The organism is Nocardioides mesophilus (assembly GCF_014395785.1).
GTDB classification, from domain to species: Bacteria; Actinomycetota; Actinomycetes; order Propionibacteriales; family Nocardioidaceae; genus Nocardioides_B; species Nocardioides_B mesophilus.
In genome coordinates, this window is the sequence record NZ_CP060713.1 from 2,032,641 (window position 1) to 2,058,350 (window position 25,710).

Genomic DNA, 25,710 nt, shown 5'->3' on the forward strand with positions numbered 1-25,710 from the left:
GTATCGTCGAAGCATGGTGCTTCTCAACAACCACGACGTGACCACGGCCCTCAGCGGCCTGGACGGATGGACCCGCGACGGCGACACCTTGGTGCGCTCGGTGGAGGCGCCGACGTACCTCGACGGCATCGCCCTGGTGCAGCGGGTGGCCGAGGCGGCCGAGCGGGTGGCCCACCATCCCGACATCGACGTCCGTTGGCGGACGGTGACGTTCCGGCTCACCACCCACGCCGAGGGCGGGCTGACCGAGCGGGACCTCGAGCTGGCCCGGGTGATCGACTCGATGGTCGTCGGGCGCTGACCGGCGGGAGTTCAGTGCAGGGCTGAATAGCCGCTGAGGACAGCCCAGGTCTGAAGTGGGAGGCCCAGCCAGAGCAGACCCAGCCCGATCAGCGCCAGCAGCCAGCTGGCGAAGCTGCCGATGAGGAAGTACTCCGACACGTCGGTAGGACCCTCCTCGCGCTCGCTCCGCTGGAGCTCGGGGTAGCGCAGCAGCCCCTTGGCGGCGACCACCACCGCGGCGGCGCCGAGCGAGCCGGCGAGGCCGAGGCCGACGATGAACAGCCGCTCCATGGGGCCGAGAACCCGGCCACCCTTGAGCTTCTTCTCGTTGGTGACCGCAGGCACCCCGACCGCGTCGAGCAGCAGCCGCACGGCGAGGTTGGCGGTGCTGACCTGGACGAGCAGCGCGCCGGCGAGCAGGATCGCCGCCGGCGCTCCCAGCCGGGCGACCAGGGAGTCGTCCAGCCACGTCGGCAGGGCGGGCCCGGTGTCCACCGCGTCCCCGACCAGCGCCAGCCCCAGGCCCGGCAGCAGCAGCGCGAGGAAGGCCAGCCCCCGCCAACGTGCCGGGTGCCGCGCCGCCCGGTCCAGCGCAAGCGAGGAGCAGGCGACCCAGCCGCCGAAGCCGACCAGCCAGACTGGAGCCAGCGTCGCCCAGCCCCGGCCCGACAGGTCCAGCCAGGCTCCGGCCAGCACCAGCAGGCAGCTGCCCAGTGCCACCAGCAGCCACCGGTGCCGGGCGGTGATGGTGTCGCGGGTGGCGCGCAGCAGGTCGCACAGGGCGACCGTCAGCAGCCAGGTGCCGAGCGCCGTCATCTGGTCCCCCTCAGTGGCCGCCGGTGCCGCCCCCCAGGAGCGCGTGCCCGTCCACGATGGCACCGACCCCCCGCGAGAACTGCTGCGACACGGCCGAGGGCCAGACGTCCTCGGCCTCCGCGATCTGCTTCTGGCTCAGTCCGAGCAGGGCCAGCCGGAGCATCCTCAGGCCGCGGTCGTTGAGGCGCTCCACGAGCTGATCGCGGCAGGTGAGGAACGCGTTGACGGCTCCCGCGCGGTCCTGCGACCCCTGGCGTTCGACGAACCAGGTACGCCGGTGCGAGCGGCCGCTCGCCAGCGCGTCGATCGCGTCGCGGGCCGCCCACCAGCCGGGTCCGTCCTGCAGCAGCGGCGTGCGGGTCTCGTCGTACACGCTGGTCTCGCCGTGGCCGAGGCCGCAGCGGGTGTCGACGACCGGGAGCAGGGTGAGCCGGACCAGCAGCGAGGCCCGGGCCGCGTCGGCGAGGTGGGAGAAGCCACCCTGGAACTCGTCGCCGACGGTGGCTTCGAGCGGTTGCACCGGACACATGACGGCGTTCGCGCCGACTAGCGCCTCGGCCAGCGCGCCCTGGGCTGCACCCCGGTCCGGGAGCGCGCGGGAGCCGACGAGGTCGCCGATCAGCGTGTAGAGGACCGCCATGAGTTCAGCATATGGCTGAAACCCAGTAAATGTCAGCCCTCTGCTGAACTCAGAGGTACATCCCGCTGCTGCGCGTGCCCTGCTCCTCGCCGGTCTCCCCGGCCGCCGCGCGCGCCTGCGCGGCCTGCAGCGCCTCGTCGGAGGGCACCATCCCCGGCGGCAGCGCGCGACGCATCTGCTCCAGCTGGGCGCGGGCGGCCATCTGCTGGGCGTAGATGGCGGTCTGGATGCCGTGGAACAGGCCCTCGAGCCAGCCCACGAGCTGGGCCTGGGCGATCCGCAGCTCGGCCTCCGAGGGCGTCTGGGAGCTGAACGGCAGCGAGAGCCGCTCCAGCTCCTCGACCAGCTCCGGGGCCAGCCCGGCCTCGAGCTCCTTGATGGAGGAGTGGTGGATCTCGGCGAGCCGGGTGCGGCTGGCCTCGTCGAGCGGCGCCGACTTCACCTCCTCGAGGAGCTGGCGGATCATGCTGCCGATCCGCATCACCTTCGCGGGCTGCTCGACGAGGTCGGTCAGCTGACGCTCGGTGTCGTCGTCCGCGTCGTCCGCGTCGTCGGCGGACGCGGCCCGGTGCTGCGCCGACGCGGCCAGACCGTCCGGGCCGAGCACCACGACGCGCGGCTCCTCGTCGGTGGTGGACGGGCCGTTCGACGGGTGCTGGTCGCTCATCCCCCCACCTTACGAGGTGAGCAAGATCTTGCCGACGTGACCGCTGTCCTCCATCAGCCGGTGCGCCTCGGCGGCCTGCTCCAGCGGGAACGTGGTGTGCACGACCGGCCGCACGCTGCCCTCGGCGACCAGGGGCCAGACGTGCTCGACGACGGCGGCGCAGATGGCCGCCTTCTCGCTGACCGGCCGGGACCGCAGCGACGTGGCGATCACCGCACCGCGCTTGCGCAGCAGCGTGCCGAGGTCCAGCTCGCCCTTGGTGCCGCCCTGGAGGCCGATGACCACGAGCCGGCCCTCGGTGGCCAGCGCGGCGACGTTGCGGCCGAGGTAGGAGGCGCCCATGTTGTCGAGGATGACGTCGGCGCCGCGGCCGTCGGTGGCCGCGCGCACCTCCGCCACGAAGTCCTGCTCGCGGTAGTTCACGACCGTGTCGGCGCCCAGGGAGCGGCAGACCTCGAGCTTCTCCGCGGACCCGGCCGTCGCGACCACCCGGGCGCCGAGGGCGTGAGCCAGCTGGATCGCCATGGTGCCGATCCCGCCCGCGCCGCCGTGCACGAGCAGCGTCTCCCCGGGCTGCAGCCCGGCGATCATGAACACGTTGGACCAGACCGTGCACGCGACCTCGGGCAGCGACCCGGCGGTGACGAGGTCGACCCCGCCCGGCACCGGCATCACCTGCGCCGCGGGCACCAGCACCTTCTCGGCGTAGCCGCCGCCGGCCAGCAGCGCGCACACCTCGTCACCGACCCGCCAGCCGGTGACGTCCGGGCCGACGGCGCTCACGGTGCCGGAGCACTCCAGCCCTAGCACGTCGGAGGCGCCGGGCGGCGGCGGGTAGAAGCCCTGGCGCTGCATCGTGTCGGCACGGTTCACCGCGGAGCCGGCCATGTCGACGACGAGCTCGCCGGGCCCCGGCTCGGGGTCGGGCAGGTCGGCGAGGACGAGGGCGTCGGGCCCACCGGGGTCAGGGGCGATCACAGCACGCATGGCCCCGACGCTACCCAGGGGCGTTCAGTCCACCTCGACGAGGTCGACCTCCTCGACCTCCACGTCCTCGAAGTCGTCGTCGGCGTCGTCCTCGCGACCCCACTTCTCCGCGAGCGCCGCCGCCCGGCCGGCCAGCTCCTCGACCTTCTCCGGACTTCCGCCGGCGAGGGCCGCGGCGTAGCCGAGCAGGTAGGTGCTGATCGGGGCCGCGGGTCGTTCGACGGCGTGCGCGGCATCACGGGCGAGATCGAGGATGATGCCTTCGTCGACCTCGGCGTCGATGTCGAGCACATCGCACAGTTCGTCAATCCAGTCGTGAAGGTTCACCGCACAAGGGTCACTCCGTCAGCCGGATCTGGCAAGCACCATCGCCGTCGGGGGCCGACCCAACCGGATGGCGGGCTGCGGCGTTGAAGAGGGTGAAAGGGGGAGATATGCCCGAGACGCGCGCCGACCGCGAGCAGCGGTACGTCGACTTCGTGACCGGCCGGTGGTCCGCACTGTTCCGGCTGGCCTACCTGTTGACCGGCTCCGAGCCGGCGGCGGAGGACCTGCTGCAGACCACGCTGATGAAGACCTACGCGGCATGGGCCCGGATCAACCGGGTGGAGGAGCCGGAGGCCTACGTGCGCCGGATGCTGGTCAACGGCGCGATCTCGGAGAGCCGCCGCGGGTGGCGGCGCGAGCGGGCCACCGCCGAGCTGCCGGAGATGCCCGGCGTCGACCTCGAGCACGTCGTCGACGGCCGCGCCGACCTGTGGCCGGTGATCCGCGAGCTGCCGCCCCGGCAGCGTGCGGTGGTGGTGCTGCGCTACTACGAGGACCTCTCCGAGGAGGAGATCGCCCGGGTGCTCGGCTGCTCCCGCGGCACCGTGAAGTCCCAGGCGTCCGACGCCATGAGGTCGCTGCGCCGGCGGCTCGTGGCGGTCGAGGAAGGAGGCTCGCGATGAGCCTGCACAGCTCCGGAAGGCCCGACACCGACGAGGTCCGGGTGCGTACGTCGTTGCAGGAGGCCGCCGGCCGGGTCGAGCCTCCGCCGCCGGACCTCCGCGGCCTGCGGGACGGGGGCCGCCGGCAGGCGCGCCGCCGTACCGGGACCGTGGTGCTCGCGGCCGCCGCCGCGGTCGCGGTGATCGTCGGCGGCGTCGCGCTCGCCGAGCGCGAGGTGCCCGCGCCGGTACCGGCACCGGTCACCGGGCTGCCCGACCACCCTCGCTCGATCGGCGACCTCCCGCGCGGGGACCTGCCGCGGCTGGGCTATGTGGCGAACGGACAGGTCGTCGCGGGCTCGACCTCGAACCCGCTGGACCTCGAGCTCGGCGCGCTGCGCTACGGCGGCGACGTGGTCATGTCGTGGGCCGACGGCACCGGCGTCGTGCGCTTCGACGGCAAGGGCGGGTACGACGTGGTGGACCCGACGGCGACCGGCTACCCCGCGATCAGCCCGGACGGCCACTGGGCGGCCTGGCAGGTCGTCCGCCCCGGTCAGGACGCCCGGGTCCGGCTCTGGGACCTGAGCACCGGGGCCGAGGTGGACACGGTCGCGGTGCCGGAGCGGCCGGAGTGCTGCAGCTCCGGCTTCCACGTCGCCGGGGTGGATCCAGCCGGGCGGGTCTACGTCACCGGCGACCAGGCGCAGTACGTCGTCGAGGCCGGCGCCGGCAGGGTCACGCCGCTCAAGGGCGTCAGCGCCACGGACGACACCGTGACCGTGGCCGCGGACGGCGTCGTGGTGACCTCGCCGCCGACCGAGAAGGGCGGCGAGCTGGTGGTGCGCGAGGGGGTGGTCGACGGCTCCGGCCGCTTGGCGGGGGGCACCACCCTCTCCGCCAACGAGGTCGTGGGCCGCTACTTCTGGTCGCCCTACGACTCGGGCCGGTACCTCCTCGCCGGATCGAGCGGGCTCTTCCTCGAGGACTTCGACGCGGGGCCGCGGGCGGGACAGCGGCGGATCGCGCTGCCGCCGGACGTCGAGGTCGCGGACGTCGCGTGGGAGAGCCGCGACGCGGTCCTGGTGGCGCTCACCGAGGGCCGCGGGGCGCACTGGGTGCGCTGCCTCGTCGACGCCGGCGGCTGCGAGATCGCCGCCGACCTCGGAGACGTGACCACCTTCGAGCAGGGCGGGGTCATCCTTCCGACGTGGTGACCGGGGTGGCTCGGCTGACCGGGGTCGCTCTGGCCGGGGTGGCCGTGTCGAGGTCGTCGGCCGAGAGCGCTCCGCGCACCAGGTCGACGACCTCCTCGTCGGCGAGGCCGGCCAGCCGGGCCTCGCGCACGAACCGGGCGGCCTGGTGCTGGAGCTCGGGGCCGGCCGGCGCCGGCGGGGCCTGCACGATCGTCCCGACCCGGCGCCGCGTGGTCACCAGCCCGCCGGCCTCGAGCTCGCGGTAGGCCCGGGCGATGGTGTTGGTCGCCACGCCGAGGTCGGCCGCCAGCGTCCGGACCACCGGCAGCTTGTCCCCGGGACGGAGCGCGCCGGTGCGGATGTGCCCGGCTAGCTGGGCCCGGACCTGCTCGTACGGCGGTGAGGCGGCCAGCAGGTCCAGGGTGACCGCGACGCTCATCCGCCGTTCCGCCCCGCCGGGACGGGGCCGGCCGGTCCGACGGGGCCGGCCGGTCCGACGGGGCCTGCGGGGCCGGCCGGCACGGCGGGCAGCCGGGGCGCCGGCACCAGCAGCAGGACCAGGGCGGTCAGCGCGCAGCCGAGGCCGACCAGCACCGCGGCGAGGGCGAAGGCCGGCCCGGGGCCCTCGAGCACCCGGCGGGCCGCCGCTCCGCCGAGGACCAGGTCGGCGCCGGCCGTCAGCAGCGCGCCGAAGGCGAGCAGGCGGAAGGCACGGGCGGCAGCGGCCCGGCGCAGCAGCCGGTCGGTCTCCAGGTCCGCGCCGGCCACCGTGGCGCGCTGGGTGGCCGCCCGCAGCACCAGCAGGACCAGCACCCCGACGACGGCGAGGCTCACCAGCTGCGGGACCCCGTAGCCCCAGCCCGGGAACGGCGACGCGGTCCGCTCGCTCATGGCGCCGTCGGGCGCGACGTCGACGCGGGCGACGGTCCGCCCGGACTCGTCGGCAAGCAGGCCGCCGACCACCAGGACCAGCAGCAGCAGCGCGGAGGCCGCCGCGCCGACGCGGGCCCAGCCACCCGCGAGCAGGGTGCGCACCGACCGGTCGTGCATCAGCGCCGTGCGGGTGGCGCCCTGCGGTCGCGGCCAGCTCAGCTCCCCGACCCACAGCACCACCAGGGCCGCGCCGGCGGCCAGCAGCGGCACCGCCCCGACGATCGTGCCGAGCGGGGCCAGGGCGAACGCCACCGGGACGACGAGCACCGGGGTGAGCAGCAGCGCCGCTCCGGCCAGCACCGAGGTGACCACGCCGTGCCGGCGGGCCTGGCGCAGCTCCGGGGTCAGCGTGGCGTCGGAGCGCATGGTCAGCACGACCAGCAGGACCACGACGACCGCGCAGACGGCGAGCAGCACCAGCGGCAGCAGCAGCACCAGGACAGAAGACATGACGACCTCCCCCGACCCGCGACGCGGCGGATCAATGACTCAATGAGTTACTACATTAAGTCATTGAACGGCGGTGCGGAAGGGTTTGCCCGGCTTCCGGGTCCGAGGTCGTCCCAGGTGTCCACGTCGTGGGCCTCATCGCCGACCACCGGCACCTCGTGGAGCCGGAGCCGCGCCACCAACCGCCGGACCGGCAGGCCGTGCTCGGCGGCGGGGTCGGCCGGCCGGGCGTCCTGGAGCGACTGCCACCGGTAGACCGCGGCGAGCGTCTGGCGGCGGCCGTCGGCGTCGACGAGCACCGCGCCGTCGGCCGCGTCCACGCCGGCCACGAGCCGGCGTACCGTCCGGTGGCTCACCCGCGGCATGTCCACGGCGAGCACCACCACCAGGTCCGGGCGCCCGGCCAGCGCGTCCACCCCGGCCAGCAGCCCGGCGGCCGGTCCGCCGCCGGGGGGCTGCTCGTGGGTCCAGGTCACCGGCCGCGACGTCGGCGGCCGCGGCGCTGCGGCCGGGCCGACGACGAGCACCTCGTCGGCGTCCCGGACGGCGGCCAGCGCCCGCTCCAGCAGGGTGCTCCCGTCGAGGACCAGCGCGGCCTTGTCGACCCCGCCGAGGCGCTCGCCGGTCCCGCCGGCCAGCACGACGGCGGCAAGCCGGGGTCCGTTCGGTCCGGTCGTGGGGGTCGGCACCGGTCCAGTCTCGCAGCGCCGTCTGGCACGCTGGTGCCGTGCCCACCCTGAGTGTCACCCTGGTCCAGAAGGCGTCGAGCACCGACCCGGCCGTGAACCGGGCCGCGCTCGTCGTCGTCGACGAGGTCGCCGACCAGCAGCGGCCCGACCTGGTCGTGCTGCCCGAGGCCTACGCCCGCGACTTCGGCCCGGCCGGGTCCGACGTGGCGCCGTACGCCGAGGAGCTCGACGGTCCGTTCGTGACCCGGCTGAGCGGCCTGGCGGCGCGGCATGGGTTCACCCTGGTCGCCGGCATGTTCCAGCGCAGCGAGGACCCCGAGCGCCCGTACAACACCCTGGTCGTGGTCGGTCCCGAGGGGCTGCGCGCGACCTACCGCAAGATCCACCTCTACGACTCCTTCGGCTACCGCGAGTCCGACCGGCTGAGCCCCGGCCCGCTCGAGCCGGTGGTCGTCGACGTCGCCGGGGTGCGGGTCGGGCTGATGACCTGCTACGACCTGCGCTTCCCCGAGATGGCCCGCGCCCTGGTCGATCGCGGGGCGGAGCTGCTCGTGGTGCCCTCGGCCTGGGTCGCCGGCGAGCGCAAGGTGGCGCACTGGCGGACCCTGCTCGCCGCCCGGGCGATCGAGAACACCGTGTACGTCGCCGCCGCCGGCCAGCCGGGCCCGCGCTACACCGGCCACTCGGCCCTGGTGGCCCCGACCGGCGACGTGGTCGCCGAGCTGGGCGAGGACGAGGGGGTGCTCACCGCCGCGGTCGAGCGGACGCTGCTCGAGGAGGTCCGGCGGGCCAACCCCTCGCTGGCCAACCGACGTCTCTGACCGCGATATCCTGCGGCCCTCCTGCTCCTCCGCCCCGACCGTCCTGCCGTGAGGGGGTCTGCCGCGTGCCCCGCGTCGACCAGCAGCCCGCGCCGCGGGCCGGCCGACGTCGAGCGGCGCCCGAGCGCAGGCCACGGCTCTCCGGCCCCCGCCTTCCCGCGGTCCGGGTCGCCCGGCCCCGGCTGCCGGCGGCGTTGCGCTCCCGGCACCGGCTCGTGCCGGCCTGGGTCGCGCTGACCGCGGTCGCCGTCCTCGTCCTCGCCGGCGCCGCACTCGACCCGTGGGTCCGCTCGGACCTGCCGGGCTGGCTGCCGCGGGCCGCCGCGGTGACGATCACGACGGCGTACGCCGTGGCCCTGAGCGCCCGCAGCGGCGGCCGGCCGCTGGGCGCCGGAGCCCTCGCCCTGGCGCTCGCGGGAGTCGCGGTGGTGAGCGGCTCGCCGGTGCTGCTGGCCGCGGCCACGGTGAGCACCGCGGTGCTCGGAGCGGTGCTCGGGGTGCTGCTCACCGTGCCGGCCGCCCGCTTCTGGTGGGTGGTCCGTGAGTGCCTGGTCGCCGTCCTGGTCGCGGCGGTGGCCGCCCTCGCCGCCCCGGCCTACGGGGCCGAGGTCTCCGTCGAGCGCACCGGCTACGTCGTCCTCGGCCTCGCCCTGGTCGGCACGCTGCTGGTGGTCTACCGGCTCGGCGCCGGCTTCCACGGGCTCGGCCGGCGCGGCGCGGTCGTCATCGTGGCCGGGCTGCTGCTGCTCGCGGTCGCCCTCGCCTACACCGAGGCGCTGGCGCGGTGGGGGTCGCCGGAGCTGATCGCCACGCTGGAGGACGGCTACGACCGGGTGCACGACCTGCTCGGCGCCGTACCCCGCCCCCTCGAGGCCCTGCTCGGCCTGCCTGCCCTGGCCTGGGGCGTCTCCACCCGTGCCCGGCGGCGCCAGGGCTGGTGGCCCTGCGCGTTCGGCGCGGCCGGGCTGGCCGTGGTCGCCACCGCGCTGCTCGACCCGCGCCGGTCGCTGGGGGAGGCCGGTCTCGAGCTCGGGTACGGCGTCGGGCTCGGCCTGCTGCTGGGCTACCTCGTGATCCGGGGCGACGCCTTCCTCTCCGGCAACCGCGGCGTCCGGGCCCGGCGCGCGGAGGAGGCCGCGGCGCACCGGCCCGAGCCGCCCCGCGCGGCCGCCCTGCTCTGAGCCGCTCCGGGGGCGTCGGTCGCTGCCGCCCGGGGACCCGCCAGGCGGTAGGTTCACCGCCATGGCACGCGAACCTCGGACCTCGGACATCCTCGCGGAGATGGTCGCCAACGTGCTGACCGTCCAGGTCGGCCCCGGCGACCGCATCGCGCCCGGTGACACGGTCGTGCTGCTGGAGTCGATGAAGATGGAGATCCCGGTGCTCTCCGAGCACGCCGGCACGATCAACGCGGTGCGGGTCACCTCCGGCGACGTGGTGCAGGAGGGCGACATCCTCGTCTCGGTGGACCTCGACTGAGCCGCCGCTACACTCGCCCGGTGTCCTGGCCGCGGCCGGGGCTCGGAGGGGTGCCGGAGTGGCCGATCGGAACCGCCTTGAAAGCGGTCGCTGGCAGAGATGTCAGCCGCGGGTTCGAATCCCGCCCCCTCTGCTGGGCGGCTCGGGGGAGTCGTCGCAGAAAGGACCACAATGGCAGCGACGACAGCCCGACGGATCTTCGCCCTCGGCGGAGGCGGCTTCTCGATGGAGCCGGAGAACACCGCGCTCGACGACTACCTGCTCGCCCTGGCCCCGGTGCCGCGGCCGCGGGTGTGCTTCGTGCCGACCGCCAGCGGGGACGCGCCGGGCTACATCGAGACCTTCGAGCAGTCCTTCCCCGCGGAGCGGGCCGACGCCTCCGTGCTGCGGCTGTTCGCCCGCGAGCACGAGGACCTGCGCTCGTTCCTGCTCGATCAGCACGTGATCTACGTCGGCGGCGGCAGCACCGCCAACCTGCTCGCCGTGTGGCGGGTGCACGGGCTGCCCGAGATCCTCGCCGAGGCCGCCGACCACGGCACCGTCCTCGCCGGGATCAGCGCCGGTATGAACTGCTGGTTCCAGGCGTCGGTGACCGACTCCTTCGGCCCCGCACTGGCGCCGCTGCACGACGGCCTGGGCTTCCTCGAGGGCAGCGCCTGCCCGCACTTCGACGGTGAGGAGCACCGGGCCGCCACCTTGCACCGGCTGGTCGCGGAGGGCTTCCCTCCCGGGTACGCCGCCGACGACGGCTGCGGGCTGCTCTTCGAGGACGGCAAGCTGGTCGAGGCGGTGAGCTCGCGGCCGGAGGCCGGTGGCTACCGGGTCGAGCTCACGGCCGACGGCGTGGTGCAGCACCCGCTGCCCGTGAGATACCTCGGCCGCGACTGAGGACGCGGGCTACTCGGAGCCACCGAGCTCCAGCGAGACGCTGTCATAGACGAGGTCGTTGAGCCGCTGCTGGTGGTGCTCCACGTCGGTGATCAGCCGGTCCAGGTCGCTGCGCAGCCCGGCGAGGTCGGTCGCCTCCAGGACCGTCCGGCCCAGCGCCGCGATCCGCACGAGCAGGCGGTCACGCTCCAGGATCAGGTGGTGCTCGCGGGCCGCCAGCCAGGCGTCGCCGCCGCGCCGCTCGCTCTCCCGGTGCAGCGCCTCCCCGACGGCATCGAGCCGCCGGCGGACCAACGCCCGCCAGGTCTGGCCCCGGATCGGGCGCTCCACGGCCAGGCGCAGGGACTGGATCGCATGCTCGAGTCCGGTCATCCTCATGCCACCTCCGAAGTTCGGTGGACTTCGAGTGTGGACCCCGGGCGACGACCGCCACAAGAGGCGGGCGGACCCTCCCGCAGGGCCCGCTAGCCCGGTCCGGTTCAATCGACCCGTGCCCTCCGACTATCGACTCTCCCGACCTCTCGCTGCCCGGATGGCGGGCACCCTGGTGCTCGCCGTGGGGGTGGTCGCCGTGATCTGCTCCCTCGGCGCGGCGCTGCTCGACTGGCCGGAGTGGCTGGTCGTGCTGGCGCTGCTCCTCGTCGCCGCGGGCGGTGCGCTGGCCGCCGTACTGCTGCTGCGCCGGGCACGCGTGGTGCGGCTCGACGAGACCGGGTACGTCGTGCGCTGGGTGCGCGGCACCGGGGTCGCCCGGGGGCGGTGGAAGGACGTCGAGGACGTCGTCGCCACCGACGTGGGCGGCGAGCGGTGCGTCGTGCTGCGCCGCCGCGACGGCAGCACCACCACGATCCCGGTCGGGATCCTGGACCGGCCCGCCGAGGCCTTCGTGCAGGACCTCCAGCAGCACCTGAACCGGGGCCACGGCTACCGGCCGCTGCGCTGAGGGGGAGGCCCGCTGCCAGGTCCGGTGCCCGATTGGCCCAGTCGGCGAGGCGGCAGGTACCCTGAGCCTCGCTGTCTGGAGGTGTCGCCTAGTGGCCTATGGCGCCCGCCTGCTAAGCGGGTTGAGGGTGATTCCCTCTCGCGGGTTCAAATCCCGCCACCTCCGCCAGACCACGAACGGCCCCGCGGTGCTTCGGCGCCGCGGGGCCGTTCCTCGTCTCACTGCGGCGCGACCGTGACCTCCAGCGGCGTCCACGGGCCGACCCGGAACTCGCCGGTGGTGCGCACCATGACCGGCTGCAGCCCGACCGGCCGGCCCTCGCGGTAGGTCACCAGCGTGACCTCGGCGTCGCGGCGCAGCTTGCTGCCCAGGGCGACGGCGTACGCCGCCCCGCCGGTCGTCCCGTTGGTGTAGGAGTAGCCGACCGTCCCGTCCGCGGCGACCACGGGGCTCGGGCCGACCTGCTCGTGCAGGTGGCCGGCGAGGACCAGGTCCACGCAGCCGCGCTCGAGGGCTTCGCTGCCGCTGGCCGCGTCGTGGACGAGCAGCGTCGAGATCCGCTCGTCCTTCGCGTCCTGCGCGCAGGCGGCGTCGGCGAGCAGCGTGCGCTGCTCGTCGAAGGTGACCTCGCCGCTCTGGTCGCGCCAGCTGCCCAGGCCGCTGCTGCGCACGTCGCTGGCCCCCAGCAGCCTGATCCCGTCCGGTCCGTCGACGACGTCGCCGACCAGCGTGGTGAAGCCGAGCCCGGCGAGGTATTCGGTGACGAAGTCGCCGTTGTCGTGGTTGCCCGCCACGGCGTAGCGGTCGTCGTAGTCGTCGAAGGCGGAGTTCAGCGAGTCCAGGCTGAACGCCTCCCACGAGCCGCCGGTCGAGGTGTCGTCGCCGGCGTCGAGCAGGAACGTCGCCCCACCGGCGTCGGCGACGGCGCGGGCCACCGGGTCCATCCCGATGTTGTCGTGCCGGTCGCTGACCAGCAGCGCCACGACCTCTCCCTCCTGCGGTGCGCGGAGCTGGGAGGCCAGCGCCGGGGCAGCGGCGGTCAGGTCCTGGTAGAACGTCAGGCTCTTGCGATAGGTCGCCAGCGCGCTCTCGACCAGGCGCCGGGTTCCGCTGGTCATCAGCCCGGACTCCACCTCCAGGCCGGCGGCGCGAGAGGGGAGGTCGACGTCGGGCAGCGCCTCCGCGAGCGGCTGCCAGCTCTGCTCCCGCACGCTCGGCTCGTCGGAGTCCTCGACCAGCGTCCCGGTGCCGACCGCCGCGACCACCACCAGGGCGCAGACGGCGGTTGCCCCGGTCCGGCGGCGGCTCCACGGGTGCGCCAGCTCGGACCACCGGCGACGCCCGACCAGCAGCACGAGGCCCGGGGCGGCGAGACCCAGCAGGGCCCCGACGACGGCGCTGTCGAGGGCCATGTCCACGAGGGTGGCGCGCACCTTCGCGATCTGGCCCTCGGGCTGGCTGGCGAGCAGTGCGTAGCGCTCCACCAGGGCCTCGTAGGAGCGCAGGTCGGTGGGGCCGAGGTCGAGGGCGGCGCCGAGCCGGGAGCCGGAGGCGATCCGGAAGCTGGGCAGGTAGGGCCCGAGGTCCACGGTGGCGTAGCCGTCGAGGGTCGGCTCGAGATCGGTGTCGTGGCCGGCGAGGACGATCGTCCGGGAACCGGTGAGGAAGAGCGTCACCGCGATCGGTACGGCGGTCAGCAGCCAGACCACCGCCAGGGTGGCCGCCCACCGCGGGTCCGGGCGGCGCAGCGCGGCGAACGGACCCATCGGACGAGGATAGGTCACCGCGTCGGCTCCGGTGGTTGTCGATCCTGCACAACTACGCAACGATGGTGAATCGCTGTTTTAGGCGTTTGCGGGGCCTCCGCCCGCGAGATTCGTCCGATTCCTCCCAAAAACGGGGCCGGGCGCGTGCTGTGCTGATTATGGGGGATCCAGGGCACCTGTGTCTGCTTGTCGCAGTTTTTGCAGGAACATGCAGTGCACACTCCTGCGGCTGGAATCACTGGCTTGGGGCTCTTGGGTGACCCACACTTGAGGTCAGGCGGGAAACCGCCACTCCTGGGACGACGAGCATGAGGTAACCACATGAACCAGCACCGCACCGCTGCCAAGATCATCGCCGGCCTCACGCTGACGGTCGGCCTGTTCGCCGGGGTCGTCGCCCCGGCCCAGGCCAACGACACCGGCTGGAACGGCACCAAGACCCTCAACAACGACACCGGCTGGAACGGCACGAGCATCACCAACCGCTGAGCCTCCAGCTACCCCCACAAACGCGACCGGCCATCCCCCCGGCCCGGCTCGCCACACAGGTCCAGACGAGGACGAAACGAGTCATCCCCCCGGCAGTTTCGATCCCAGTGCCATCCCCCCGGCCCGTCTCGACCGCACACGCGAGGGCAGTTCATCGTCAGGGTGACTGCCCTCGCTGCGTGTCCTGGGGAGGGTGAACGCGGGGGTCAGTCGTCCTCGACGGCCTCGACCAGCTCCAGGTCGTCGACCTCGCCGTCCGGCTCCGGCGCGGGGAGCGGCAGCGCGGCGCCGTCACGGCCCATGGCGTAGCCGAGCTGGAACCGGGTCTGGACGCCGTACTCGTCCTTCAGCGCCGCGATGTAGCCGGCGTACGTGCGGGTGCTGACCCCCAGCCGCTTGGCGCTGGCCGGGTCGCTGTGGCCCTCGGTGAGCAGCCGGATCGTCATCGCCCGGACATCGGCGGCGATGTGCCGCTCCGCCTGGTTCCCGCTGACGTTGAACGGCTGCGCGCGCTCCCAGGAGCGCTCGAAGATGTCGACCAGGTAGGCGATGAGCGACTTCTCGTAGATCGCGATGGCCACGTGGTGGTTGTCGGAGGCCGGCACCACCGCGACCTGGCGGTCCACGACGATCAGCCGCCGGAAGAACTCGTCGAGCGTGCGGACCTCCGCCCCGTGGCTGATGATGTCGGCGACGTACTCCCGGGTGGCCGGACTGTGCCGGGCGGAGTGCTGGTAGAGGGTGCGCATGCGTACGCCGCGCGCCAGCGCCTTCACGTCGCGGTCCTCCGCCACCGCGAGCGCGTTCGCGGGGCGGCGGCCGTGCGGCTGGGCGGTGAGCAGCTCGGCACGGCAGTCGTTGACCGCGGCCGCGATGAAGTTGTTGATGTTGTCGAGCCCGTGGATCTCGGTGATCGGGTGGACCGTGGCCTGGGGGGAGGTCCGGAACACCTGCCCGAGCTCGCTGAAGGTGTCGGCCCAGCGCGCGGACTCGGTGAGCAGGTCCGCGCCCTGCTGGCCGAGCGGGACCACGATCTGGGCCTGCACCGCCGAGGGGTCCATCGGGTAGAGCCGGTTGCTGCCCTCGTCGAGGCGGATCAGGCCGATGTCGAGCAGCAGGTCGAGCGCCGGCTGATTGCGCGCGTCGTGCAGCCGCGGGTCGTCCGCCGGCAGGGAGCCGTGCGCCACCGCGTTGGTGTAGATCCGCCTCGCCGTCGTCTCCAGCAGCTGGCGATCGTCGGGGCCGTAGCTACCTCGCTCCACGTACATCCTCTCCGGTCACGGCGTCAGTATGCCCCGGCATCACCTCTGACAGACGTCACCGGGCCCGCCACCAGCTGAGGTGACGGGCCCCGTGAGGTGTGCGGCCGGGGGGCGGCGCTCAGTCCCCGAGACGTGCCTTGAGGCCGTCGAGCTCGGTCCAGAGCACGGTCGGCAGGTCGTCGCCGAACTTCTCGAACCACTCGGTGATCTGCGGGATCTCGGCCTTCCACTCCTCGACGTCCACCCGGAGGGCGGCCTCGAGCTGCTCGTCGGTCATGTCCAGGCCCTCGGTGTCGAGCGAGGCCGGCGTCGGCACGTGGCCGACCGGGGTCTCGGTCGCCTCGGCCTGGCCGTCGATGCGCTCGACCACCCACTTCAGCACCCGGCTGTTCTCACCGAAGCCGGGCCACAGGAAGCCCCCGTCCTCGTCGCGGCGGAACCAGTTGACGTAGAAGATCCGCGGCAGTTTCGCCGCGTCGTGCTCCTTGCCCATCTTGATCCAGTGGTTGAAGTAGTCGCCGGCGTTGTAGCCGATGAACGGCAGCATCGCCATCGGGTCGCGGCGCACCACGCCGACCGCCCCGGTGGCCGCGGCCGTGGTCTCCGAGGAGAGCGTCGCGCCCATGAAGGTGCCGTGGGCCCAGTCGCGGGCCTCGGTCACCAGCGGGATGGTCGTCTTGCGCCGGCCGCCGAAGAGGATCGCGTCGATCGGCACGCCCTTCGGGTCGTCGTACTCCGGGGCGAGGATCGGGCACTGCTTGATCGGCGTGCAGTAGCGGCTGTTCGGGTGCGAGCTGAGCTCGTCGGAGTCCGGCGTCCAGTCGTCGCCCTTCCACGAGCGGGCGTGGGCCGGCTCGTTCTCCAGGCCCTCCCACCAGATGTCGCCGTCGTCGGTGAGCGCGACGTTGGTGAACACCGAGTTGCCGATGTCGATGGTCTTCATCGCGTTCGGGTTGGTGTCCTGGTTGGTGCCGGGGGCGACGCCGAAGAACCCGAACTCGGGGTTCACCGCGTAGAGACGGCCGTCGTCGCCGATCCGCATCCAGGCGATGTCGTCGCCGAGGGTCTCGACCTTCCAGCCCGGCACGGTCGGCGCCAGCATGGCGAGGTTGGTCTTGCCGCAGGCGCTCGGGAACGCGGCCGCGACGTACTTGACGACGCCCTGGGGGCTGGTCAGCTTGAGGATCAGCATGTGCTCGGCGAGCCAGCCCTCGTCGCGAGCCATCACCGAGGCGATGCGCAGCGCGTAGCACTTCTTGCCGAGCAGCGCGTTGCCGCCGTAGCCGGAGCCGTAGGACCAGATCGCGCGCTCCTCGGGGAACTGCACGATGTACTTGGTGTCGTTGCACGGCCACGACACGTCGGCCTGGCCGGGCTCGAGCGGCATGCCGACCGAGTGCAGGGCCGGGACGAAGCCGGCGTCGGTCTCCTCCATGCGGCGCAGCACGCTGCTGCCCATGCGGGCCATCACGCGCATCGAGACGACGACGTACGCCGAGTCCGTGATCTCCACGCCGAACATCGGCTTCTCGGCCTCGAGGTGGCCCATCACGAACGGGACGACGTACATGGTCCGGCCGCGCATGCACCCGCGGTACAGCTCGGTCATGAGCGCCTTCATCTCGCCCGGGTCCATCCAGTTGTTGGTGGGCCCGGCGTCCCGCTCGTCGACGGAGCAGATGAAGGTGCGGTCCTCGACGCGAGCGACGTCGGTCGGGTCGGACTGGGCGAGGAAGGAGTTCGGCTTCTTCTCCGGGTTCAGCCGGGTGAAGGTGCCGCTGTCCACGAGCTGCTGGGTCAGCTGCTCCCACTCGGCGTCGTCGCCGGTGCACCAGTGCACCCGGTCGGGCTGGGTGAGCTCGGCGACCTGCTCGACCCAGGAACGGATCCCCTCGTGCGTGGTGGGCGGGTTGCTCGATGCGCTGCTGGTCTGGGCGCTCTCGGTGGGGGTGCTGCCGATGTCGGTCGTCATGCTCAACCGGTCCTCTCACGCTTTCAGCCCGCCGGAACGACGGACGCCCACCACGCGGAGTGCGGGTGGTCATTGTCGGGAGTCGTTGTGAGGTCGCCGCGCCATTGCAGCGACGTTGTTCCCCCAGGTCACCCCGTCAGTCAGGCGCCGGAGCAGCCCTGAGGTTGGTGAATGTACTCACAAAGTCAGACGCCCGACCATTGGATCGATCAAGGGTGTGACCCCCGTCTCACCCGCGGTGTGGTGGTGCTTCCGAAGCTGCCCGCATCGCCTGTTTTCGCAGGTGAAACGGGGTTTCGGCGCTTCTCACCAGCGGGGCTGGATGGCCTCGCGCAGGTGGGTGTCGTAGATCCGCCGCACGCCCTCGTCGAAGGCCGGGCCGAGCTCCGGCACCGATCCCGCTGCGGCGTTGCCGGTCGCCTGGGCGACGTTGCGCGCGCCGGGGATGACCGTGGAGACCTCCGGGTGCTGCCACAGCCAGGCCACCGCGGCCTGCGCGGGGGTGATGTCCGCGGGGGCCTCCGCCTCCACCAGCCGGGTGAACTCGCCGGCGGCGCGCAGACCGGTCGACCAGTCGACGCCGGAGAACGTCTCCCCGATGTCGAACGCGCTGCCGTCGCGGTTGTAGGTGCGGTGGTCGTCCGCGGCGAAGGTCGTGGACTCGTCGTACTTCCCGCTCAGCAGCCCCGAGGCCAGCGGGACCCGGACGATGATGCCGACGCCGGCCGCCGCGGCCGCGGGGAAGACCTCCTCGACCGGCTTGAGGCGGAACGCGTTGGCGATGATCTGCACGGTCGCGACGTGCGGGCGGGCGATCGCGGTGAGGGCCTCGTCGACCCGCTCCACGCTGACGCCGTAGGCCGCGATCGCGCCGTCGGCGACCAGGGTGTCGAGGGCGTCGAAGACGGCGTCGTCGGAGTACACCGCGGTCGGCGGGCAGTGCAGCTGCACCAGGTCGAGGGTGTCCACGCCAAGGTTGCGGCGGGACCGGTCGGTCCAGGCGCGGAAGTGCTCCAGGACGTAGTTCTCCGGCACCTGGTCGACGCGGCGGCCCATCTTGGTCGCGACCGTGACGCCGGCGTCCGGGTGGTCGACGAGGAAGCGGCCGATCACCTTCTCGCTGCGCCCGTCGCCGTACACGTCCGCGGTGTCGAAGAACGTCACCCCGTGCTCGACCGAGGCCTCCAGCACCGCGCGGGCGTCGTCCTCGGAGACCTCGCCCCAGTCGGCGCCGAGCTGCCAGGTGCCGAGGCCCACCACCGACACCTGTCGTCCGGTCCTGCCGAGCGTGCGTGTCTGCATGGGGATCCCTTCGTCGGTGGGCGGTGCGGTGCCATCGTCCTACCCACCCCGGCCCGCGGCACGCGCAGCCGAGTGCTGCGTCCGCGGGCAGCAGGCCGCGGCCTCAGCCGCCGAGATGACGAAAGCCGGGCCCGTGGTGGGGGCCCGGCTTTCGGTGATGTCCTGGGACATCGGATCTGCGCGCTCGGAGGGATTCGAACCCCCAACCTTCTGATCCGTAGTCAGATGCTCTATCCGTTGAGCTACGAGCGCACGGCCCGGTGGTGACTGGGCTCGGACACTTTAGCGTGCCGCTCCACCGGGGGCGAAATCGACCGGCGGCGTCAGGCGCGGGGCACCGTCGTCGTCGAGCCGTCCGCCCAGACGACGAGCCCGGTCCGCCGACGCTGTTCCAGCCAGCGGGCCGCCCCGGAGCCGAGGGCGTAGGCGGCGGTGGCGTCGATGTCGGTCCAGGTCAGGTCGTCCCCGATCACCGTCACCGAGGCGACCCCTCGCGGCGGCCGGCCGGTGCGGGCATCGACCAGGTGGTCGCCGCGGTGCGCCGTGCCGGAGGTGGCGACCGCGCCGTTCGACACCGGCACCACGGCCACCAGGCGGGTGCTGTCGCGCGGGTCCTCGATGCCGATCCGCCACGGCTCCGACGCCGGGTCCACGGTCCGGCAGACCAGGTCCCCGCCGGCGGAGAGGGAGAAATCGGTGTCGGCGAGCGCCCGGAGCGGTACGGCGGCCCGCTCCACCGCCCAGCCCTTCACCACGCCGGACGGGTCGAGCACCACGTCGCCCTCGACGCCACGACGACGTACCGAGAAGGCGCCGTCCGACTGCTGCTCGGCCAACGCGCCGAGGGCCAGCACCTCGGCCACCTCGGCGGGGCAGTCCTCGAGCGCGATCTCTCCGCGGCCGAGCCGCGAGACGTAGGAGTCGGCGCGGTAGGTGCTGAACACCCGGTCCACCTCGAGCAGCACCCCCATCGCGTCGGTCCAGGCCTCGAGCCCCAGACGGTCGTGGGCGTGCCGGCCGCGCAGCGCCAGGCTGATCGGCATCCCCATCGTGTGGGCGACCAGGCGCCGCGGCGGCGCGGCGGTCGTGCGGACGGCCGGAGTCGTGCGGCTCATGGCGCTCACAGCCCCGCCTGGTCGATGGCGCTCTGCAGCGACTGGAGGTAGCCGCCGCTGGTGACCGTGGCGCCGCTGACCATGTCGATGTTCGCGCTCTGCGCGCTCATCGTGCTCTGCACCAGGATCGGCAGCGCGTAGGAGTTGATCTGGTCGTCGGTCGAGTTGCCGCTGGGGTACTGCAGCACGGCCACGTCGGTGATCCGGCCGCCCTGCACGGTCAGCTGGACCTGCACCGGGCCCCACTGGGTCTGCACGGTGCTGCCGGTGACTGTCCTCGTGCCCATCTGCCCGGTGCCGGCGGACCCGCCCGAGCCCATCGAGCCGCCGGAGCCCGAACCGGAGCCCGAGCCGGACCCGGAGCCGGGGGGCGCCCCGCCGCTCGTCGTCGCCGGCTGGGCGCCGGAGGTGATGGCCGTCTGCGGCGCCGTGGCCAGGGCACCCGAGGTCGATGTGTGGTAGCCGAAGAGGAGCACCACGATGGAGATCGTGCTCAGGATCCACGTGACGATGCGTTTCATGTGATCACCAGCTGAAGGTCTCGAGGTGGAACTGCTCGGGAGGAAGCCCGGCCGCCAGCGCGGTCTCGCGCACTGCGGCGGCCCAGGGCTCGGGGCCGCAGACGTAGAGGTCGCGCTCGACGAGGTCGGGGACCCAGAACCGCAGGGCGGTCAGGTCGGTGGCGGTGCCGACGTGGTCGCCGAGCCAGGACCGGGTGCTCCGCCGCCGGCCGGGCAGGTAGAGCACGTCGAGTCCGCGCTCGCGCTCCAGGGCGTTGAGCTCGTGGACGAACAGCGGCTGGTCGTGGAAGCGGTACAGCAGCACCGCCTCGCCGCGGCGGTAGGGCAACCCCTCGGCCAGGGCCCGCAGCGGCGTGATGCCGACCCCGGCCCCGATGAAGGCGACCTTGTGCCGCGAGCGTGCCCGCGGGCTCAGCCTTCCGTAGGGCCCCTCGAGCAGCACCGGCGTGCCGGGCCGCAGCCGCGACAGCCCCGCGCTGTCGTCGCCGAGCGCCTTCACGCTGATCCGCAGGCTCCGGGCGTCGGGCGCCGCCGAGAGCGAGTAGGGGTGCGCCCGGGTCCAGCCCTTGCGGCCCAGGAACCGCCAGGTGAAGAACTGCCCGGCCTCGGCGCCCAGCTCCTCGAGGTGCCGCCCGGTCATGTAGACCGAGACGGTGCCGTCGCCCTCGTGCACCACCGAGGTGACGCGGACCCGGTGCCGGGCGCTGCGCCACAGCGGCAGCCCCACCCGGAAGACGAGCACGGCGGCAGCCGCCGCGGCCCATAACGTCCACCAGTACACGGTGGCCGCGGTCGAGGTGAGGAACTGCTGGCCGGTCCACAGCTGGTGCGGCAGGGCCAGGCCGACGCCGAGGTAGGCGTAGAGGTGCAGCAGGTGCCAGGACTCGTAGCGGATCCGCCGGCGGGCCGCTTTGATGCTGGTGAACACGACCAGCATCAGCGCGACGGTGCCGCCGAGCGCCAGCAGCATCCCGGGGTAGCCGGTGGTCAGCTGCCAGAACGTGCGCGGGGTCGCGGCGACCTGCCCGGCGGCGTACCCCCAGGTGATCAGCACGACGTGCGCCAGCATCAGGTTGAACGAGGTGAACCCGACGATCCGGTGGATCCGGGCCAGCCGGTCCTGGCCGAACGCGCCCTCGAGGACGGGCAGCCGCGCCATCAGCAGCACCTGGACGAGCAGCAGGTCGGAGGCGACCAGGCCGGTCAGCCGACCGGTCGAGGTGAGCCCCGACTGCCAGCCGGCAAGGTCGCGCAGCCCGCCGCCGGCGGCCCACCAGTAGGTCACCAGCAGCAGGCCCAGCCACAACGCCGTGCCGGCGATCAGCCGCACCCAGGAGTCCAGGCGCACGCGGTGGAACGGGTCGCCGAGGGCGTGGCCGCGCCGGTTCACCCCGCTGGCCGCCCGCACGGTCGTCATGTCGTCCGACTCGGCACCGCGGGCGGGGTGCTCGCGGTGCTGCCGGGGCCGGGGATCAGCTGGTGGGGAAGCCGCGCGGACTCCTGGTCCGGCAGCGCGCCGTGGCCGTCGTCGGCCTCCGGGGCGAGGTTCGGCGGCAGGCCCGGTGCGGTGCCCGGCGGGGCGTGGAACTGCTGGCCGTCCGGACCGCCCGCCTGACCGGGAGCGCCGTCGCTGACCAGACCGGCCCGGTCGTGCCCGGGCTCGGCGGTGGCGTGCCCGAGCGCCAGGCCCCCCGCGCCGCCGAGCGCCATCAGCCCGAGCGCGCCGCCGGCCGCCACCAGGGCGCCCCGGGTGCGGAGCCGGGCGAACCGCCCAGGACCGCGCGGGCCGGGCTGGTCCGGGTCGGGGGTACGGCGTCACCGGCCGGCCGCGACGACTCCGGGCCCGGGATCGGGCGGTCGGGGCGCGGTCCGGCTGCCGGGCCGAGAGGCGGCTGCGCCGGGACGGGGCGGGTGGCCTCGGGGCCGCCCGCGGGCTCCCAGCGGGATCCGCTGCGGGGGGTCGGCTCGTCGTTCATCTCTGCTCCTGTCGTCGGGGTGCAACGACAGCCTCACCGGACAGCCTGGACGGACGGAGTGAACGACCTGTGGGTCACCTGTGGATTGGCGGGCGGACCGGCAGCGACACGGTGAAGGCCGTGTGGCCGGGGCGCGAGGACACCGTGATCCGGCCGCCGTGCGCCTCGGTGATCGCCTTGGCCAGGGAGAGGCCCAGCCCGGCCCCGCCGCTGGCGCGGGTGCGTGCCGAGTCGCCCCGGGTGAAGCGCTCGAAGACGCTGTCGCGCAGGTCCGCGGGGAGCCCCGGCCCGTCGTCGAGCACGCTCAGCACCGCGGTCGCACGATCCGCGGCGAGGTGCGCCCCGACCGTGACCGTGGTGCCGGCGGGGGTGTGCCGCCGGGCGTTGGCGAGCAGGTTGGCCAGCACCTGGTGCAGCCGCTGCTCGTCGCCGACCACCACGACCGGCTCGTCGGGCAGGTCCAGGGCCCAGCGGTGGTCCGGCGCCATCACCCGCGAGTCGCCGACCGACTCGAGCACCATCTTGGTCAGATCCACGTCGGCCCGCTCGAGCGGTCGGCCGGCGTCCAGCCGGGCCAGCAGCAGCAGGTCCTCGACGAGCGCCGACATCCGGGCCGCCTCGACCTCGACCTTGGCCATCGCCTGCCGCAGCTGGGCGGCGTCGGGCTCTGCGCTGCGCCGGCTCAGCTGGGCGTAGCCGTTGATGGTGGCCAGCGGGGTTCGCAGCTCGTGCGAGGCGTCGGCCACGAACTGCCTCACCTGCTGCTCGCTGCGGTGCCGCTCGTCGAGGGAGCGCTCCACGTGGCCGAGCAGCGTGTTGAGGGCCGAGCCGACCTGGCCGATCTCGGTGCGCTCGTCGGTGAGCGGCTCGGGGACCCGGGCGGTCATCCCGATCTCGCCGGTGGCCAGGGGGAGCTGGGCGACCTCGTGGGCGGTGCGGGCGACCTGGTGCAGCGGACGCATCTGCCGGCGTACGACGACCAGCGCGATGCCGCCGGCGGCGAGGATCCCGGCCAGGATGAACAGCACCTCGCCGCTGACCAGCTTGCGGATGGTGGCGTCGACGTCCCGGGTCGGCAGCCCGGCCGCCACGTCGAACGAGCCGTTGTCGGTGACCGCCACCCGGTAGTCGCCGAGGCCGCGGAGGTCGACGCCGTGCGGGGCTCCGTCGGCGGGCACCGCGCGCAGGGCCGCGAGCGCCGCGCGGGAGAGCGGGGCGAGGTCGCCGTCCTCGGTGATCACCTGGCCGAGGGCGGCGCCGGTGGTGAGGTACGCCGCGACGGTGCCGGTCTCCTGGCCGCGACCCGGCTCGACGTCGGGGAGGCCGTGGACGTCGGTGTCCCCGCTCCCCTCGTGGTCGCCGTCCGGGTCGGTCGCCGGCGCGGGGCCGTCGCGCAGCGCGCGGGCGGAGGTCAGCTGGACCTCGGTGTCGAGCCGGTCCAGCAGGTAGGACCGGATCGCGACGGTGGTCGCGACCGCGATCAGCAGGCTGACCACGGTCACCAGCAGGACCGCGGTCAGCACCAGCCGGCTGGTCAGGGACGAGGGCAGGAGCCGCCGCACGGGGTCAGCCCGCGGGCTTCAGGACGTAGCCCGCGCCGCGCATCGTGTGGATCATGGGCTCCCGGCCGGCGTCCACCTTCTTGCGGAGGTAGGAGATGTAGAGCTCCACGACGTTCGCCTGGCCGCCGAAGTCGTAGTTCCACACCCGGTCGAGGATCTGCGCCTTGGAGAGCACCCGGCGCGGGTTGCGCATCAGGAACCGCAGCAGCTCGAACTCGGTGGCGGTGAGCGCGATCTCCTCGCCGTCGCGGCGCACCTCGTGGCTGTCCTCGTCGAGGACGAGGTCGCCGACGGTGAGCACGGCGCTCTCCCGCCGGTCGCTGGCCCCGGCCCGGCGCATCAGCCCGCGCAGCCGGGCCACCACCTCCTCGAGGCTGAACGGCTTGGTGACGTAGTCGTCGCCGCCCGCCGTCAGCCCGGCCACCCGGTCCTCGACGGAGTCGCGCGCGGTCAGGAAGAGCACGGGTACGTCGGGGTGGTGGGCGCGCACCCGGCGCAGCACCTCCATGCCGTCGAAGTCGGGCAGCATCATGTCGAGGACGACCGCGTCGGGGCGCTCCTCCTTGGCGGCCTTGACCGCCCCGCGGCCGGTGTGGGCCGTCGCGGTCTGCCAGCCCTCGTAGCGCAGCGCCATGCTGAGCAGCTCGGCGATGTTGACCTCGTCGTCGACGATCAGGACCCGCAGCGGCGACCCGTCGGGGCGCGTCAGCTGCGCGGAGGCCTGGGTCACGCCTCCCAGCATGACGCAGCCGGCCCGCGGCGTCCTGGCAAAAGGCTGTGCGTTCCCTGTGCCTTCACTCGATGACGCGCAGCCGCACCGTCTCCGGGACCTCGCGCAGCTCGGCGAGCATCTCGGGGGTGGGCTCGGAGGCGGTGTCGGTGACGACGTACCCGGTGTGGCCGCGGGTGGCGAGCACCTGGCCGTCGATGTTGACCTCGTGCGCGGCGAGTACCTGGTTGAGGTGGGCGAGCACCCCGGGGGTGTTCTGGTGCAGGTGCGCGATCCGCTGGGCGTGCACCGACCGGTCGGGGGTCAGCGTCGGCAGGTTCACCGACAAGGTGGTGCTGCCCAGGTGCACGTAGTCGCGGAGCTTGCCGCCGACGAACCGGCCGATGTCCTCCTGCGCCTCCTCGGTGGAGCCGCCCACGTGCGGCGTGAGGATCACGTTGGGCAGCCCGCGCAGCGGCGAGTCGAACCGGTCGCCGCGGCTCAGCGGCTCGTCGGGGAAGACGTCGACCGCGGCGCCGGCCAGGTGGCCGGAGGTGACGCTCTCGGCCAGCGCGTCGTAGTCGACGACGAACCCGCGGGACAGGTTCAGGAACAGCGAGCGGGGCCGCATCCGGGCGAACTGCTCGGCGCCGAAGATGCCGGCGTTCCCGGCGCGTCCGTCGACGTGCAGCGTCACCGTCTCCACCGAGTCCAGCAGCTCGCCGAGGGAGGAGCAGCGGCGCGCGTTGCCGAGCGCCAGCTTGTCCTCGGTGTCGTAGAAGAAGACCTGCATGCCGAGCATCTCGGCGACCACCGACAGCTGCGAGCCGATGTTGCCGTAGCCCACGATGCCCAGGGTGCGGCCGCGGATCTCGTGGCTGCCGGTCGAGGACTTGTCCCACACCCCGTCGTGCAGGGCGCGGTCCCGCTCGGTCAGCCGGCGGGCCATCGCGATGATGTTCGCCACCGCGAGCTCCACCACCGAGCGGGTGTTGGAGTACGGCGCGTTGAAGACCCCGATGCCGTGCCGGGTGGCGGCGTCCAGCGCGATCTGGTTGGTGCCGATGCAGAACGCGCCGATCGCCACCAGGTCCGGCCGGGCGTCCAGGACCCTCGCGGTCACCGAGGTCTTCGAGCGGATGCCGAGCAGGTCGACACCGTCGAGCGCGGCGATCAGGTCGTCCTCGCCGAGCGCGGCGGTGCGCAGGTCGACCTCGACCCCCGCCTCCCCCAGGATCGTCGCGGCCAGCGGGTGCGGGTTCTCGAGCAGCAGTGCCTTCACGCCCCCAGCCTCCCAGGCGGCCTCCCGACGGTCG

30 protein-coding genes and 3 tRNA genes are annotated in these 25,710 nt (G+C 73.6%); 11 read left to right on the plus strand and 22 right to left on the minus strand.

Translation table 11 applies throughout. From position 1 onward, the window contains the following. The first annotated feature begins 13 nt into the window (after positions 1–13). A complete protein-coding gene (locus H9L09_RS09605) occupies positions 14–301 on the plus strand; it encodes a 4a-hydroxytetrahydrobiopterin dehydratase (protein ID WP_187580372.1) in 288 nt (95 codons plus the stop codon). An 11-nt stretch (positions 302–312) separates the two neighbouring features. Here the strand turns inward: H9L09_RS09605 and H9L09_RS09610 are convergent, their stop codons facing one another. From H9L09_RS09610 to H9L09_RS09630, 5 genes are read right to left on the minus strand one after another with little or no spacing between them, the layout of a single operon-like run. Then, positions 313–1,098 carry a hypothetical protein gene (locus tag H9L09_RS09610; protein WP_187580373.1) on the minus strand — a complete coding sequence of 262 codons (786 nt, stop codon included), beginning with the start codon at positions 1,096–1,098 and terminating at the stop codon, positions 313–315. Between the two features lie 10 nt (positions 1,099–1,108). Beyond that, positions 1,109–1,738: a SatD family protein gene (locus H9L09_RS09615; protein ID WP_187580374.1), complete on the minus strand. Its 630-nt coding sequence runs from the start codon at positions 1,736–1,738 to the stop codon at positions 1,109–1,111. A 49-nt stretch (positions 1,739–1,787) separates the two neighbouring features. Further along, the gene (locus H9L09_RS09620; protein WP_187580375.1) at positions 1,788–2,405 is read right to left on the minus strand and encodes a bacterial proteasome activator family protein; all 618 of its coding nucleotides are present in this window, start codon (positions 2,403–2,405) and stop codon (positions 1,788–1,790) included. Between the two features lie 9 nt (positions 2,406–2,414). After that, entirely contained in the window at positions 2,415–3,392 is a 978-nt protein-coding gene (locus H9L09_RS09625) for an NAD(P)H-quinone oxidoreductase (RefSeq protein ID WP_187580376.1), read from the minus strand. Between the two features lie 24 nt (positions 3,393–3,416). Beyond that, a complete protein-coding gene (locus tag H9L09_RS09630; protein WP_187580377.1) occupies positions 3,417–3,719 on the minus strand; it encodes a DUF6457 domain-containing protein in 303 nt (100 codons plus the stop codon). A 107-nt stretch (positions 3,720–3,826) separates the two neighbouring features. Here H9L09_RS09630 and H9L09_RS09635 point away from each other — a divergent pair, with 107 nt between their 5' ends. Continuing rightward, a complete protein-coding gene (locus H9L09_RS09635) occupies positions 3,827–4,342 on the plus strand; it encodes a SigE family RNA polymerase sigma factor (protein WP_187580378.1) in 516 nt (171 codons plus the stop codon). Further along, positions 4,339–5,538: a hypothetical protein gene (locus tag H9L09_RS09640; protein WP_187580379.1), complete on the plus strand. Its 1,200-nt coding sequence runs from the start codon at positions 4,339–4,341 to the stop codon at positions 5,536–5,538. The genes H9L09_RS09635 and H9L09_RS09640 overlap by 4 nt, the downstream gene beginning before the upstream one ends. Here the strand turns inward: H9L09_RS09640 and H9L09_RS09645 are convergent. Genes H9L09_RS09645 through mobA form a run of 3 tightly spaced genes read right to left on the minus strand, consistent with a single transcriptional unit; the run spans position 5,519 to position 7,589 of the window. Next, positions 5,519–5,956, minus strand: coding sequence for a GntR family transcriptional regulator (locus tag H9L09_RS09645; protein WP_187580380.1), 438 nt, complete (start codon positions 5,954–5,956; stop codon positions 5,519–5,521). The two genes, H9L09_RS09640 and H9L09_RS09645, sit on opposite strands and share 20 nt — an antisense overlap. After that, positions 5,953–6,900, minus strand: coding sequence for a hypothetical protein (locus H9L09_RS09650; protein ID WP_187580381.1), 948 nt, complete (start codon positions 6,898–6,900; stop codon positions 5,953–5,955). Before H9L09_RS09650 ends, H9L09_RS09645 begins: the two co-directional genes overlap by 4 nt. Positions 6,901–6,950: 50 nt before the next feature. After that, positions 6,951–7,589: a molybdenum cofactor guanylyltransferase gene (mobA, locus tag H9L09_RS09655; RefSeq protein WP_187580382.1), complete on the minus strand. Its 639-nt coding sequence runs from the start codon at positions 7,587–7,589 to the stop codon at positions 6,951–6,953. Positions 7,590–7,627: 38 nt separating this feature from the next. Between mobA and H9L09_RS09660 the strand changes: the two genes are divergently transcribed. The 5 genes from H9L09_RS09660 to H9L09_RS09680 all read left to right on the plus strand — a co-directional run bounded on the left by H9L09_RS09660 (position 7,628) and on the right by H9L09_RS09680 (position 10,777). Continuing rightward, positions 7,628–8,410, plus strand: a complete 783-nt coding sequence (locus H9L09_RS09660; RefSeq protein ID WP_343065215.1) for a carbon-nitrogen hydrolase family protein — start codon at positions 7,628–7,630, stop codon at positions 8,408–8,410. Positions 8,411–8,475: 65 nt separating this feature from the next. Continuing rightward, the gene (locus H9L09_RS09665) at positions 8,476–9,591 is read left to right on the plus strand and encodes a hypothetical protein (protein ID WP_187580383.1); all 1,116 of its coding nucleotides are present in this window, start codon (positions 8,476–8,478) and stop codon (positions 9,589–9,591) included. A gap of 61 nt (positions 9,592–9,652) precedes the next feature. Next, positions 9,653–9,889 carry a biotin/lipoyl-binding carrier protein gene (locus H9L09_RS09670; protein ID WP_187580384.1) on the plus strand — a complete coding sequence of 79 codons (237 nt, stop codon included), beginning with the start codon at positions 9,653–9,655 and terminating at the stop codon, positions 9,887–9,889. 44 nt (positions 9,890–9,933) lie between these two features. Continuing rightward, positions 9,934–10,022: transfer RNA gene (locus tag H9L09_RS09675), tRNA-Ser, on the plus strand. 38 nt (positions 10,023–10,060) lie between these two features. Beyond that, complete coding sequence (locus tag H9L09_RS09680; RefSeq protein WP_187580385.1) at positions 10,061–10,777, plus strand: Type 1 glutamine amidotransferase-like domain-containing protein; 717 nt, start codon at positions 10,061–10,063, stop codon at positions 10,775–10,777. A 9-nt stretch (positions 10,778–10,786) separates the two neighbouring features. Here H9L09_RS09680 and H9L09_RS09685 read toward each other — a convergent pair whose 3' ends face one another. Beyond that, positions 10,787–11,155 carry a hypothetical protein gene (locus H9L09_RS09685; RefSeq protein ID WP_187580386.1) on the minus strand — a complete coding sequence of 123 codons (369 nt, stop codon included), beginning with the start codon at positions 11,153–11,155 and terminating at the stop codon, positions 10,787–10,789. 112 nt (positions 11,156–11,267) lie between these two features. On the opposite strand from H9L09_RS09685, the gene H9L09_RS09690 reads away from it, so the two are divergent. Further along, entirely contained in the window at positions 11,268–11,720 is a 453-nt protein-coding gene (locus H9L09_RS09690) for a hypothetical protein (RefSeq protein WP_187580387.1), read from the plus strand. Between the two features lie 77 nt (positions 11,721–11,797). Continuing rightward, a tRNA-Ser gene (locus H9L09_RS09695) sits at positions 11,798–11,888 on the plus strand. A gap of 50 nt (positions 11,889–11,938) precedes the next feature. Here the strand turns inward: H9L09_RS09695 and H9L09_RS09700 are convergent. Then, positions 11,939–13,486 (minus strand): metallophosphoesterase family protein, encoded by a 1,548-nt coding sequence (locus H9L09_RS09700; RefSeq protein ID WP_187580388.1) that lies wholly within the window; start codon positions 13,484–13,486, stop codon positions 11,939–11,941. A gap of 321 nt (positions 13,487–13,807) precedes the next feature. On the opposite strand from H9L09_RS09700, the gene H9L09_RS09705 reads away from it, so the two are divergent. Next, positions 13,808–13,975 carry a hypothetical protein gene (locus tag H9L09_RS09705; protein ID WP_187580389.1) on the plus strand — a complete coding sequence of 56 codons (168 nt, stop codon included), beginning with the start codon at positions 13,808–13,810 and terminating at the stop codon, positions 13,973–13,975. A 206-nt stretch (positions 13,976–14,181) separates the two neighbouring features. Here the strand turns inward: H9L09_RS09705 and H9L09_RS09710 are convergent, their stop codons facing one another. The 12 genes from H9L09_RS09710 to serA all read right to left on the minus strand — a co-directional run bounded on the left by H9L09_RS09710 (position 14,182) and on the right by serA (position 25,676). Then, positions 14,182–15,237 carry a phospholipase D-like domain-containing protein gene (locus H9L09_RS09710; protein ID WP_187580390.1) on the minus strand — a complete coding sequence of 352 codons (1,056 nt, stop codon included), beginning with the start codon at positions 15,235–15,237 and terminating at the stop codon, positions 14,182–14,184. A 118-nt stretch (positions 15,238–15,355) separates the two neighbouring features. Then, on the minus strand, positions 15,356–17,209 hold the full coding sequence (locus tag H9L09_RS09715) for a phosphoenolpyruvate carboxykinase (GTP) (protein ID WP_187580391.1): 1,854 nt from the start codon (positions 17,207–17,209) through the stop codon (positions 15,356–15,358). Positions 17,210–17,515: 306 nt separating this feature from the next. After that, a complete protein-coding gene (locus H9L09_RS09720) occupies positions 17,516–18,511 on the minus strand; it encodes an aldo/keto reductase (RefSeq protein WP_187580392.1) in 996 nt (331 codons plus the stop codon). A gap of 179 nt (positions 18,512–18,690) precedes the next feature. Continuing rightward, a tRNA-Arg gene (locus H9L09_RS09725) sits at positions 18,691–18,763 on the minus strand. Between the two features lie 71 nt (positions 18,764–18,834). Further along, entirely contained in the window at positions 18,835–19,626 is a 792-nt protein-coding gene (locus tag H9L09_RS09730) for an FAD:protein FMN transferase (RefSeq protein ID WP_223164339.1), read from the minus strand. 5 nt (positions 19,627–19,631) lie between these two features. Then, entirely contained in the window at positions 19,632–20,147 is a 516-nt protein-coding gene (locus H9L09_RS09735) for an FMN-binding protein (protein ID WP_187580393.1), read from the minus strand. A gap of 4 nt (positions 20,148–20,151) precedes the next feature. Further along, the gene (locus tag H9L09_RS09740) at positions 20,152–21,564 is read right to left on the minus strand and encodes a ferredoxin reductase family protein (RefSeq protein ID WP_187580394.1); all 1,413 of its coding nucleotides are present in this window, start codon (positions 21,562–21,564) and stop codon (positions 20,152–20,154) included. Beyond that, positions 21,561–21,884, minus strand: coding sequence for a hypothetical protein (locus H9L09_RS09745; protein ID WP_187580395.1), 324 nt, complete (start codon positions 21,882–21,884; stop codon positions 21,561–21,563). The genes H9L09_RS09740 and H9L09_RS09745 overlap by 4 nt, the downstream gene beginning before the upstream one ends. Continuing rightward, a complete protein-coding gene (locus H9L09_RS09750) occupies positions 21,857–22,123 on the minus strand; it encodes a hypothetical protein (protein WP_187580396.1) in 267 nt (88 codons plus the stop codon). Before H9L09_RS09750 ends, H9L09_RS09745 begins: the two co-directional genes overlap by 28 nt. Positions 22,124–22,197: 74 nt before the next feature. Further along, complete coding sequence (locus H9L09_RS09755) at positions 22,198–23,685, minus strand: sensor histidine kinase (RefSeq protein ID WP_187580397.1); 1,488 nt, start codon at positions 23,683–23,685, stop codon at positions 22,198–22,200. A 4-nt stretch (positions 23,686–23,689) separates the two neighbouring features. After that, positions 23,690–24,415, minus strand: coding sequence for a response regulator transcription factor (locus H9L09_RS09760; RefSeq protein ID WP_425491722.1), 726 nt, complete (start codon positions 24,413–24,415; stop codon positions 23,690–23,692). Between the two features lie 64 nt (positions 24,416–24,479). Beyond that, positions 24,480–25,676, minus strand: a complete 1,197-nt coding sequence (serA, locus tag H9L09_RS09765) for a phosphoglycerate dehydrogenase (protein ID WP_187580399.1) — start codon at positions 25,674–25,676, stop codon at positions 24,480–24,482. Between the last annotated feature and the right edge of the window lie 34 nt (positions 25,677–25,710).